Annotated in this window: 10 protein-coding genes and 1 pseudogene; 4 read left to right on the top strand and 7 right to left on the bottom strand. The window is 61.7% G+C overall.

Translation table 11 applies throughout. The features are described 5' to 3' along the window. Positions 1 to 405 (bottom strand): alkaline phosphatase PhoX (locus RWK44_RS34600; protein ID WP_316030151.1); only part of this gene is annotated, 405 nt, incomplete at its 3' end. A 348-nt stretch (positions 406 to 753) separates the two neighbouring features. On the opposite strand from RWK44_RS34600, the gene RWK44_RS34595 reads away from it, so the two are divergent. Then, positions 754 to 957: a hypothetical protein gene (locus RWK44_RS34595; protein ID WP_316030150.1), complete on the top strand. Its 204-nt coding sequence runs from the start codon at positions 754 to 756 to the stop codon at positions 955 to 957. Positions 958 to 1072: 115 nt separating this feature from the next. On the opposite strand, the gene ilvC is transcribed toward RWK44_RS34595, so the two are convergent. Both ilvC and RWK44_RS34585 read right to left on the bottom strand, forming a co-directional pair. Beyond that, entirely contained in the window at positions 1073 to 2092 is a 1020-nt protein-coding gene (gene ilvC, locus RWK44_RS34590; RefSeq protein WP_003560822.1) for a ketol-acid reductoisomerase, read from the bottom strand. 49 nt (positions 2093 to 2141) lie between these two features. Further along, positions 2142 to 2807: a TetR/AcrR family transcriptional regulator gene (locus RWK44_RS34585; RefSeq protein ID WP_206105938.1), complete on the bottom strand. Its 666-nt coding sequence runs from the start codon at positions 2805 to 2807 to the stop codon at positions 2142 to 2144. 171 nt (positions 2808 to 2978) lie between these two features. Here RWK44_RS34585 and RWK44_RS34580 point away from each other — a divergent pair. Next, positions 2979 to 3438 (top strand): annotated as a pseudogene (locus tag RWK44_RS34580) (hypothetical protein). 22 nt (positions 3439 to 3460) lie between these two features. Further along, on the top strand, positions 3461 to 3826 hold the full coding sequence (locus RWK44_RS34575; RefSeq protein ID WP_131666355.1) for a DUF4087 domain-containing protein: 366 nt from the start codon (positions 3461 to 3463) through the stop codon (positions 3824 to 3826). An 83-nt stretch (positions 3827 to 3909) separates the two neighbouring features. Here the strand turns inward: RWK44_RS34575 and RWK44_RS34570 are convergent, their stop codons facing one another. From RWK44_RS34570 to RWK44_RS34560, 3 genes are all read right to left on the bottom strand, one after another. Next, on the bottom strand, positions 3910 to 5592 hold the full coding sequence (locus RWK44_RS34570; protein ID WP_316030149.1) for a hypothetical protein: 1683 nt from the start codon (positions 5590 to 5592) through the stop codon (positions 3910 to 3912). After that, on the bottom strand, positions 5592 to 6650 hold the full coding sequence (locus RWK44_RS34565; RefSeq protein WP_131666357.1) for a glycosyltransferase family 2 protein: 1059 nt from the start codon (positions 6648 to 6650) through the stop codon (positions 5592 to 5594). Before RWK44_RS34565 ends, RWK44_RS34570 begins: the two co-directional genes overlap by 1 nt. 107 nt (positions 6651 to 6757) lie before the next feature. Then, positions 6758 to 7666 carry an AraC family transcriptional regulator gene (locus RWK44_RS34560; protein ID WP_222010341.1) on the bottom strand — a complete coding sequence of 303 codons (909 nt, stop codon included), beginning with the start codon at positions 7664 to 7666 and terminating at the stop codon, positions 6758 to 6760. Between the two features lie 205 nt (positions 7667 to 7871). Here RWK44_RS34560 and RWK44_RS34555 point away from each other — a divergent pair, with 205 nt between their 5' ends. Beyond that, positions 7872 to 8918: an NAD(P)-dependent alcohol dehydrogenase gene (locus RWK44_RS34555; protein WP_222010340.1), complete on the top strand. Its 1047-nt coding sequence runs from the start codon at positions 7872 to 7874 to the stop codon at positions 8916 to 8918. Between the two features lie 77 nt (positions 8919 to 8995). On the opposite strand, the gene RWK44_RS34550 is transcribed toward RWK44_RS34555, so the two are convergent. Further along, entirely contained in the window at positions 8996 to 10954 is a 1959-nt protein-coding gene (locus RWK44_RS34550) for an elongation factor G (protein WP_168284124.1), read from the bottom strand. Positions 10955 to 11170: the final 216 nt, after the last annotated feature.

Raw genomic sequence — 11170 nt, 5'->3', positions numbered from 1 at the left:
GTTGTTGTAGCCGAACTGCTTGCTCTGTGCATCGGCCGTCTGCTTCGCCGGATCGAATTGCGGGGCACCCGGCAGCACGGCATCGCCCCACCGCAGCAGAATATCGGCATCATACCCTTCAGCGATATGATGCTTGTCATCGACGCCGGCCTCCACTTCGGAGAAGTTGAAGGCAGAGCCTTTATTGTCTGCAGCGCGCGCCTCGTCCGCGCTCATCAGCGCGATCGGGCTTACCGTGGCTGCAATGGCGGAAACGGCAAGTGAGCCCTGCAGAAAATTGCGGCGTGAAAAACGCTTGCCGATGATTTCACCCATCGTCGGATTGGCGCTGGTGTTGTGGCCGTCACCATCCGCGTCTTCGAGCTGAGTCGTCGGGAAAATCCTCTGGGAAAGATGCTCGTTCATCCAATGCCTCCACGGTTAAAAACTGGTGTCAAATTGTCTTGTTTTAGATCCGCTCTAAACCTAAAGGCGCGATATTACGGTTTTGCGACAGGAACATCTTGAGGATGCTGTTCTTTCTCAGGCAGGAGCGACACGGCTCAACGAAGGCCAAGACCGGACGTTGCCGTAGTCGGCACGTTGCCTCCGCCCTATGATTCATGCGTCATGAAGATGAGACAATGGATCGCTCGATGAGCTCTCCGACACGAATGAGGCTTTCGAGCTCGCCTTGACCGGTCCCTATGCCGGGTCTGCGACCCCTCAGGTCCACCAGATGCTTGGCCATGCCACGATCCAGGGAGGCCTCTCGTGTCGCGCAGAGGCATCAAGCTTAGCCGCCTCGCAAGGCTTTGGCGAGTTGGACGACCGGACGGCTGGATTGTTCTCGCACGGCTGCGCGCCGGCTCGGCAACGGGTCGCGTCTTTTGGGACGCCAGCGATCTCGTCATCATGGCTCCGGCCGCTGACGTTGCAGCCCGACGCTTCGACCATTGTGTGCTCTTGTCCGGCTAGTCCGATGCAAGCGGAAAGCCGCTACCGATGGCAACGGCTTGGCAGGACGATATGCACGGAGGATAACCGCAAAGCGCGCCGCATGAACCAAGTTCGATGCGGCGCGGAAAGTCGCTTAGTTGACCGACTTGTCGACCAGCTTGTTCTTGCCGATCCAGGGCATCATGCCGCGCAGCTTGGCGCCGACTTCTTCGATCGGGTGGCTGTCGTTCAGGCGGCGGATGCCCTTGAAGCGCGAGCCGCCGGCGCGGTATTCCTGCATCCAATCGGACGTGAACTTGCCGGTCTGGATGTCCTTGAGGACGCGCTTCATCTCGGCCTTGGTCTCGGCAGTGATGATGCGCGGACCGGAGACATATTCGCCCCACTCGGCCGTGTTGGAGATCGAGTAGTTCATGTTGGCGATGCCGCCTTCATAAATCAAGTCGACGATGAGCTTCACTTCGTGCAGGCACTCGAAATAGGCCATCTCGGGCGCGTAACCGGCTTCGGTGAGCGTTTCGAAACCGGCGCGGATGAGCTCGACGAGACCACCGCAGAGAACGACCTGTTCGCCGAAGAGGTCGGTTTCGCACTCTTCGCGGAAGTTGGTTTCGATAATGCCCGAACGGCCGCCGCCGACGCCACAGGCGTAGGAGAGAGCGAGTTCAAGCGCATTGCCCGAAGCGTTCTGATGAACGGCAACGAGGCAGGGAACGCCGCCGCCCTTCTGGTATTCGCCGCGAACCGTGTGGCCCGGGCCCTTCGGTGCGATCATGACGACGTCGACCGAAGCCTTCGGCTCGATGAGACCGAAGTGAACGTTGAGGCCGTGAGCAAAGGCGATGGCTGCGCCATCGCGGATGTTGCCGGCGATGTCGGCCTTGTAGATGTCGGCCTGCAGTTCGTCCGGGGTCGCCATCATCATCAGGTCCGCCCAGGCGGCAGCTTCGGCAACCGTCATGACCTTGAAGCCATCGGCTTCGGCCTTCTTGACGGTCGGCGAACCGGCCTTGAGTGCGATGACGACGTTCTGAGCGCCGCTGTCCTTGAGGTTCAACGCATGGGCACGGCCCTGCGAACCATATCCGATGACGGCGACCTTCTTGGCCTTGATGAGGTTGAGATCGGCATCACGATCGTAATAGACGCGCATTTGAAGTTCCTTCCCTTTGCTTGTCTTGTTGACTGTCATTAAAGCGGAATCAGCCGAGAACCGGCATCTCCGCCAGAACCTTGTCCGTGCCATAAAGCCTGAGGAAGGCGGTGACGGCCCTCTCCGCCTGGCGTGCGGTATCCTTGAGGCCTGGTTCGCCGAGCAGCATGCGCACATGCAGGTCGGAGACAACAAGGCCGTAAAGCGTGTGATAAGCCTCGTCGGCATCGGCAAAACGCAGGAGCCCTGCCCTTTTGCCGGCATCGATCAGCGCCATGGCGCGCCGGTCGATCTGGCGACGGCCGCGCTCGAGCAGCAGTTTGCCGAGTTTCGATCCCTCGCGGTTCGACTGCCCGATCGCCAGCCGGTTGAGCGCCAGCGAGACGTCGCCGGCAAGCACCTCCAGCAGGTCACGCGCAAAAATGACGACATGGTCGTGCAGGCTCGCCGCCGTCAGCCGCTCGCCGTTGCGCTCGAAGGTGCGCACTTTGCTGGCCTGATAGGCGATCATCGCCGACAGCAGCCCGTCGCGATCACCGAACCACTTGTAGAGGCTTTCCTTCGAGCAATTGGCGGCGCGCGCCACGCCGGAAGTCGTCAGCGCCTTCTCGCCACCATCGACGAGCAACTGCAGCGCCTGCTCCAGAACGGCGTTCTGGCGCGGCGAAAATTCGCTCGGCTCTGCGGTATCGACGGACACGGTCATGGCTCCCATATACGTACCGTACGGTACGGTTCGTGAGGTTTATGCGACAAACCGATCAGGTCGTCAAGAAGCCTGGATAGATTTTTTATACGGGAAAGCTCGGTGAGACACCAGAATTGGATAGGCGCGCAATATCAGGGACCGCATAATGCCGCACCACGCCATTTGCCGGAGCCTTCCATGCCGCGCCTGCCTGCAGCCCTTCTCCTCGCCGGAACGATGCTTCTGGGAACTGCGCTTCCGAGCACCGGCGCCTTCCCCCCAGTCGGAAAACGAGGTCTATAACCGCATCGAGGAACTGCACGGCGATGCCGCGAGCTTCGATCGGCCGCTGCGCCGACTCGTTCGGGCGATGCGCTCGGGAGACGCCGAGACAATCGCTGGCCTGGCCGAGTACCCGCTGACGGTCAAGGCCAACGGCGAGACCTACGACGTCGAGAACGCCGAGGATTTCATCGACAATTTCGACGATCTCGTGACGCCGGAGACGCGCCGCGCCGTCGGACGCCAGCAATACGAGGATCTTTTCGTCAACAGCGACGGCGTCATGCTGGCCGGCGGCGCCGTCTGGATGGGCGCGGTCTGCGACGACAACGCTTGCGAGGCGAGCCATTGGGCGATCATCGCGATCAACAACTGACATTTGTCGTGGGGAAAAGGCAATGAGATACTGGATAGCCGCCGCGGTCATGACCACAGCTCTCGCCATCGCAGCAAACGCACAGGCCGCCGAAACGCGCTGCGGCTGGATCGAGAATCCGACGCCCGCCAACTGGTGGCTGGAGGACGCGGAGAACACCTGGACAATCATGACCCAGGGCGACGATGCCGGCGAGGTCGAAGGCATGGAGCTGATCTCCGACATCTCCGAACATGATTATGTCAAAACCAACGGCAATTACGGTTATGCCTGCGCCTGCATGAGTGTGGAAACGGATGGCAAGAACCGCATCACCCGCATCCTCTCCTTCCGTCAGTTAAAGCTCGCCAAATGCCGTGCTGACAAGGCGTTGAAATTCCCCGGCTGACCAACCCATCGCCCGAATACCGGATGGCGGCCGCGATCACGATCCACTCGCCCAGAGGCAGTCGATCCGCGACGAGCCGGAGCCTATGACGCCGTAGCGCAACCAGCAGGGATCGAGAGAGGCTCTGCCGGCATCGCCTTGTCGATCGCGTAAAGCTTTGCGAAACCCGCATCTTCGACCAGCGTCAGGCCCGCCGGCATCAATGTGCCGACATAGCGGTCGGGGATATCGGCATTGGCGACGAGGATGAAATCGAAACGCCTGCGCCAATCCGACAGGTAAGGCGTAAAGTTTCTATATTCCTGCATCATTGCCGGGCATGAAAGCACGCCGATCGACAGCAGATTGCCCTCGGGAACTGCGATCTCAGACCATGGCGGCAGAACGGAGAGCGGCTGCTTGCCTTTTGCCGTGAAGAGCGTCGGCACGAAAGCATGCGACAAGGGCACGGCAACCGTCGGCAGGTGCCGGAAAGTATCCAACCCCCAGGCAAAATGCCGGTTCGAGTGGGCAAGACCGCTCACTGTCTCGGGTTCATGTCCCAGAGGCAACACGGCTGCACCGGCCGGCACCTTTTTAAGCACAGCCTCGACGGCGGCAACATCCTTCTGTGCCAGCCACCAGTTCCAGCCGACCCAGCCGGTGCGGCCGAAGACTGCGAGATTGATGATGAGTGCCAGCAACAGCGCTTGCCGGCGCGTGAGATTGGCGAACGGGCACACCATCGCCATGGCGACGAGCGCCGTCATGATCGGAAAGCGCCAACTGATCCATCCGGTGCCGAGCATGTGGCGAGGCGAAACACAGGACAGAAGCAGCAGGCCGCAGGCGGCGACGGCAAGCCCTGCATGCATGCGGATGTCGCCCGCGCGGACGGCACGCGTGCAGATGAGGATCAGCGGCAGAACCAGCACGACATCCACCACCGGGACATAGGTCGTGATGGCGGAGAGCAGATTAAGGACGATCAGGACGATGCCGTCGTTCCAGGCAAGGCCGAGGCCGTTGCCGCCGGCGTTGGGCAAAGCCGCCGTATGGAGATAGAGCGCGAGCGGCGGCAGGGCGCAGGCGCCGAGCGCCAGCGCCAACCGGCCGGCGAGCCTCATCAGACCCGCCTTAGATCGCACTATATCGGTGCGCCAGGAAAATTCGAGGCCGCAGACGATCGCCATATAGAAGCCAAGCGCGAAGAGATGCATCACCGTCAGCAGCAGCGCGGCGGCGAGCCGCCATGCAAAAACCAGGGCGGGATTTCTGCGCTGCAGCCGCAGATCGACGCAGGCGAAGAACAAGGCTATGCCGAGGCCGATCTGGAAGTTGATGAAGCCCCCGATCATGGTGGCGCACCAGCCGAGCGACAGCATGGCGGTCTGCCAGTGGTGCCGACCGCCGAACAGCGCGCGGTGCAGGCCGATCGCGCCCAGTGGCGGCAGCACGATCGCCAGGAAAAGCAAAGCCCGCGCAAGCCTGTCTGCACCGACAAGCGGCCCCAGCCAGGTGGCTAGAACGTCGATCCCGACATTGGTGAAGGTGCGGTTCCAATCGACGGCATAGATCTCAGGAAACGGCTGCTCGCCGATCCCGCCCGAAAGGAGCCAGATACGGGCGTAGTGATTGGCGTAATCGAGAACCGGCGGAAAGGGAAACAGGAGGACCAAAGCCGCCGTAAGTCCGACGAATGCGACGATCGCAACGGTGGAATCCTGCCTGGCGATCGATTCCTCAGGCCCGGCTGCGGCCACAGCAGGCGCGGCAATCCGGTCCATTATCCGATCCGGCTGTTCTTTTGCGAGCGCGGCGGCTCTTCGGATGCAAAGGCCGCATCCAGCGCGGCGCGCTTGTCGCTGGCGCTCATCTCCGAGAAAGCGATCGACAACTCTGCGTGTTCACTGCCGCGCACGATCGTCTCGACCATGAACATCGGCCGCTTCTTGCTCTCTTGTACCAGACGGCCGAGATACTCGCCGATGATGCCGATGCAGATCAGCTGGATGGCGCTGAAGGCGCTGACCGCGGCCATGATCGACGACCAGCCGGTCACCGTCTCGCCCTGCAGCCAGCGAGCGAAGGTGTAGACGAGCAAGGCGATCGCGACGCCCGCGCTCATCATGCCAAGCCAAGTGCTGATGCGCAGCGGCGTCGTCGAAAAGCTGGTGATCGCATCGAGAGCGAAATTGATCATCTTTCGCAGCGGATATTTCGTCGTGCCGGCAAAACGGGCGTCGCGCTCGTAAGGCAGCGCCACCTGCCTGCCGCCGATCCAGCTGACCATGCCGCGGATGAAGCGATCGCGCTCCGGCATCGCCAGCAGGATATCGACGACGCGTCGGCGCATCAGCCGGAAATCACCGGTATCGCGCGGGATGGTCACGGAAGCGAGCTTGGACAAAGCGCGATAGAAAAGCGAAGCGGAGGCCAGTTTGAACCAGCTTTCGCCCTGACGGCGCGTGCGCTGGCCGTAAACGACATCGGCGCCGCGCTCCATGATCGGCATCATCATTAAAAGCAGCTCTGGGGGATCCTGAAGATCGGCATCGATCAAAAGCACGCGCTCGCCGCGCGACGCGGCAAGACCCGCCGTCGATGCCAGCTGGTGGCCGTGATTGCGCAGAAGACGAACACCGAGCAGCTGCGGCACATCGGCCGCCAGATCCGAAATGATCTCCCACGTGCGGTCGGACGAGCCGTCATCGACGAGAATGAGCTCGAAGCCATCGCCGGCAACACTATGCGCGGCAGCAGCGGCGCGGCGGCAGAATTCGCGCAAGCCCTCTTCCTCGTTGTGACAAGGAGCGACGATGGAGAGAAACGGTGCTTGCGTCATGCGGACATCTGGGCCTGCTTGATATCTGCCGCAAGACTAGTCGGAAACGTCAAACAATCCTTTAATGATCCCACCGCACTTTGGCACGTTCTTGCTGGGCGCGGTACTTATTCCGCCGCCATGACCTCGCGGGCGCCGTCAATATCGCGGGCCGGCGAGGCACCGTAAAGGCGGCTGTATTCGCGGCTGAACTGCGACGGGCTTTGATAGCCGACGCGGTGACCGGCCGTGCCCGCATCGAGCCGCTCCACGAGCATCAGACGGCGCGCCTCGTGCAGGCGAAGCTGCTTCTGATACTGCACCGGCGTCATCGCCGTGACCGACTTGAAGTGGTGATGGAAGGACGACACGCTCATGCTGACGCGTTCGGCGAGGTCTTCGATGCGCAGCGGCCGCGCGAAATTCTCCTTCAGCCATGCAACGGCGCGCGCGATCCTGTTGCTGTGGCTATCTGATGTGGCGATGTTGATCAGCCGCGCGCCATCCGGCCCGGTCAGCACCCGGTAGAGGATTTCCTGCTCGATCAGCGGCGCCATGGCGGGAATGTCACCCGGACGATCGAGCAAACGCAGCAGCCGGACGGCAGCATCCAGGAGCTCCGGCGGAGCGACATTGACCGCCATCCCGCGCTGCCCATCGGTATGGGCGGCCGGACGCGGAATATCGATGCGGCTGAGTAACTCCAGCAGCTTTTCGGAATCGATTGCCAGCCCAAGGCACAGATGCGGAACCTCGGGGCTTGCCTCGGTGACGCGCCAGGCGACCGGCAGGTCAAGCGAGGTCAGCAGATAGTCGCCGGTCCCGTAGCTGATAAGTTCCGTGCCGAGGCGCAGGCTCTTGGCGCCCTGCAGTACAAAGGCGAAACATGGCCGATAGCTGCTGTGCAGCGGATCGCTGGGCCTGGATCGGCGGCTGACATGAAGATTGCCTATATCAGTCGCAAACTCACCGTCACCAGGCGCGAAGCGCATCGCGATATCGACAATTTCCTGATAGGGGCTGAAGGGCAAAGTCATGCGGCAACTCTTTCTGTCAACTGTCTGACGCCGGCGATACCGCTCTTATCTAGAGTGCCTTCGCCATTTCGCAAACAGGCCGGCGCCTCACTTTTGCAGGATCGTGCAAAAAGCTGAGAGGATCGCTCTAACCCTCTGCCGCAGTTCCGGGCAATAGTCCACCATCTCTTTCAACCCCTACCCACAATCGAAAAGGATGGTTCCCATGCCTATTGCAAGAGGCTACGCCGCGACCGACGCTTCCAAGCCGCTGACCCCTTTCACCTTCGAACGCCGTGACCCGAACCCCGATGACGTCGTTATCGACATCAAGTTTGCCGGCATCTGCCATTCGGACATCCACACTGTCCGCAACGAATGGAAGAACGCCGTCTATCCGATCGTGCCGGGCCATGAGATCGCCGGCATCGTCTCGGCCGTCGGTTCTGATGTGACCAAATTCAAGGTCGGCGATCGCGTCGGCGTCGGCTGCTTCGTCGATTCCTGCATCGGCTGCGCCGAGCGGGACCTCGATCGGGAACAGTATATGCCGGGGCTCGCCGGCACCTACAACGACTTCGAAGCCGACCGCAAGACACGGACCCAGGGCGGCTATTCCGACTCGATCGTCGTCAGAGAAGGCTATGTCATGTCCATTCCGGACAATCTGCCGCTCGATGCCTCCGCGCCGCTGCTCTGCGCCGGCATCACGCTCTACTCGCCGCTGCGCCACTGGAATGCCGGCCCCGACAAGAAGGTCGCGATCGTCGGCATGGGCGGCCTCGGCCATATGGGCGTCAAGCTGGGTGCGGCCATGGGCGCCGACATCACCGTTCTCTCCCAGAGCCTTTCCAAGAAGGAAGATGGGTTGAAGCTCGGCGCCAAGGAATATTACGCGACCAACGACCCGGAAACCTTCACGAAGCTCGCCGGCACGTTCGACCTGATCATCTGCACCGTCAGTGCCGAGATCGACTGGAATGCCTATCTCGGCCTGCTGAAGGTGGATGGCTCCTTCGTGGTGGTCGGCGCCCCGGAAAACCCGATCCCCGTGCATGCCTTCTCGATCATCCCCGGCCGCAAGAGCATATCAGGCTCGATGATCGGCTCGATCAAGGAAACCCAGGAAATGCTCAACTTCTGCGGCGAGCACAACATCGTCTCCGAGATCGAGAAGATCAACATCCAGCAGGTCAACGAAGCCTATGAACGCGTCCTGAAAAGCGACGTGCGCTACCGCTTCGTCATCGACATCGCCTCGCTGGCAGCTTGAGAAAACGAGAGGCGGCTCCTTAGGGGGCCGCCTTCTGTCAGCCTTCGCGCCCACGACGACGTATGCACCGAGGAATCTCAGGACATGCCTTCGACATGTCGGTGCAGGCTCAGCAGATATTCGACGCCGTTGAACGGATCAGGCCCTGAACGCCGGCGAACGCGCGGCGGGCCAGCCATCAGGGCGTAGTGATCGAAGCCGGTTGCCATCGTCCCCGCCCCGCCTGTCAGGCCCGGCAATTGCTGCTGGACGCTCTGGATCATCGTGGACGCCATGGTGCCTTCCAGCCGGGCCATGCCGTCGGCAATCACGGAATCCGTCATCGTCGCGGCAGATTTCGCAAGCAGGGTCAGCAAGCCGCTCAAGCTCTCCGCGGGCGCTTCGAGATGAAAGCGGTCGATCGGTTCGCATAGGACGGTTTGCGCGGCCGACAGTGCATCTGCCAGCACCCAAGGTGTCAGTTGCCGGAAATCGGCGGCGGTGCTTGCAGGCGAGCTGTGCCGGGCTGCCGTCATCGCCACGTGGCAATCGATGACCTGCCAGCCAAAAACGCCCTGCTTCAGAGTTTCGAATACGGTTTCTTCGACTGCCCTGTAAAAGCTGGCGGGCATCTGGCCCACGTCCACATCAAGTGCAAAGCTGTTGCCTGCCCCTTCTGATCGCGGTTCGACGCGCAGACCGACGGTGGCGAGAAATGGATTGGGCTCCTTGAAGAGGATCTGCAGGCCTTCCCCTGTTCCTGCAAGCCTTTCCACTAAGATGACCGTGCTTTCCTCGAACCCGGCATCGAGACCGAAATCCGTCAGCAGGGTCGATTGGACGACCTCCTTCTGCACCTCGCCATAGAGCGATACGAAGATGTCGTCGGCATCATCGTTCCGGCGCAGATTGATCAACGGGTCCTGCTCCGCCATCTGGTTCAGCGCCAGCCAGAGGGCCGCCTTGTCGGAGGGCCGCCGGGCGAGGACGCGGGTTTCGAGGCTGGGCGGGGCAAACTGCGGCGGCCCACCCGCGAGCAGGTCGCCCCCCACCGCATCCCCGATACGGGCGCCGGCAAGGCCGCTGATGCGCGCGATCTGCCCGGCGCGGAAGCTTGCGGCGCCATGAACCCGGCCGGCCTCGAAAACCTCGATCGCGGTCACCCTATCCGGGCCTTTGGGCAAATCTAGATGTTGCCGGAGCCGGACCGTGCCTGACGTCAGGTACATATAGGCCAGCTTTTCACCGCCCCAGCCGCGTTCGATCTTGAAGATTTTTCCGGCAATCGGCCCGTCCGGATCGAGGCGCCGGCCGGGCAATATCGTCGCGATGGCCGATGTCAGGGCGGGCACGCCGACGGCAGTCGTTGCCGCACCTGCGAAGACAGGATGCACCAGACCGCTCGCGACCTGATCGGTCAGGCAGCGTCCAAGCCTATCCGCCGTCAGGCGATCGGGCGCCAAGACGTAGTCGTCCAGCAGCGCCTCGTCATTCTCCGCGAGTGCTTCGCAGAGCGGCGTGAAAAGCGGTTCGCATCCGGGAGCCAACGCCTCCACCCGAGCAAGCCTGCTGCCGGCATCGACGACGGAAGACATGGCGATGGGGCGAACGAGCAATTGGCTGGCAAGAGCCTTCAGCACATCCTCATATTGCGCGCCGAGGCGATCGACCTTGTTGACGAAGAAGACGAAGGGAACGCCAAGCCGCCGCAGCGCCCGCACCAACACCCGTGTCTGGGCCTGCACGCCTTCGACCGCCGAAATGACGACGACCGCGGCATCCAGCAATCCGAGCACCCGCTCGACCTCGGCGATGAAATCCGGGTGACCGGGCGTGTCGATGAGATTGACGATCTTGTCGCCGACCGTGAACGACACCACCGCGGCTCTGATCGTGATGCCGCGTTGCCGTTCGAGCTCGAGAGTGTCCGTCTGTGTATTGCCGGTATCGACGCTGCCAAGCTTGTCGATGACGCCGGCGTCAAAAAGCAGTCTTTCGGTAAGGCTAGTCTTGCCTGCATCCACATGGGCGAGGATGCCCAGATTCAAAGTGCGCATGAACCACCAACTTCTCAGAATTTCGAATGTGATTTTCGTGAGAAGTGAATCGGCGCATTGGAACCTCTACCTGGTGATGGCGACGGCTGGATGTGTAACCGCTGGTGGTTTTCGGAAGACGCGGGCGGAATGGTAGAGGCGTGTCGGGAGATATGTCAAGCTTGAGCGTATCACGTTCACGCGTGGCTGGTTTCCTGGACCGGCGTGCCGTGGCCA

The organism is Rhizobium sp. 25PS6 (genome assembly GCF_032464655.1).
In the GTDB taxonomy this organism is placed as follows: Bacteria; Pseudomonadota; Alphaproteobacteria; order Rhizobiales; family Rhizobiaceae; genus Rhizobium; species Rhizobium laguerreae.
The sequence above is the reverse complement of the archived record's forward strand: the minus strand, read 5'-3'. Positions and strand labels throughout refer to the sequence as shown.

Coding starts and splice junctions, on each gene's coding strand:
- ilvC (WP_003560822.1), bottom strand. CDS start 2,092: ATGCGCGTCTATTACGATCGTGATGCCGATCTCAACCTCATCAAGGCC.
- RWK44_RS34585 (WP_206105938.1), bottom strand. CDS start 2,807: ATGGGAGCCATGACCGTGTCCGTCGATACCGCAGAGCCGAGCGAATTT.
- RWK44_RS34575 (WP_131666355.1), top strand. CDS start 3,461: ATGAGATACTGGATAGCCGCCGCGGTCATGACCACAGCTCTCGCCATC.
- RWK44_RS34570 (WP_316030149.1), bottom strand. CDS start 5,592: ATGGACCGGATTGCCGCGCCTGCTGTGGCCGCAGCCGGGCCTGAGGAA.
- RWK44_RS34565 (WP_131666357.1), bottom strand. CDS start 6,650: ATGACGCAAGCACCGTTTCTCTCCATCGTCGCTCCTTGTCACAACGAG.
- RWK44_RS34560 (WP_222010341.1), bottom strand. CDS start 7,666: ATGACTTTGCCCTTCAGCCCCTATCAGGAAATTGTCGATATCGCGATG.
- RWK44_RS34555 (WP_222010340.1), top strand. CDS start 7,872: ATGCCTATTGCAAGAGGCTACGCCGCGACCGACGCTTCCAAGCCGCTG.
- RWK44_RS34550 (WP_168284124.1), bottom strand. CDS start 10,954: ATGCGCACTTTGAATCTGGGCATCCTCGCCCATGTGGATGCAGGCAAG.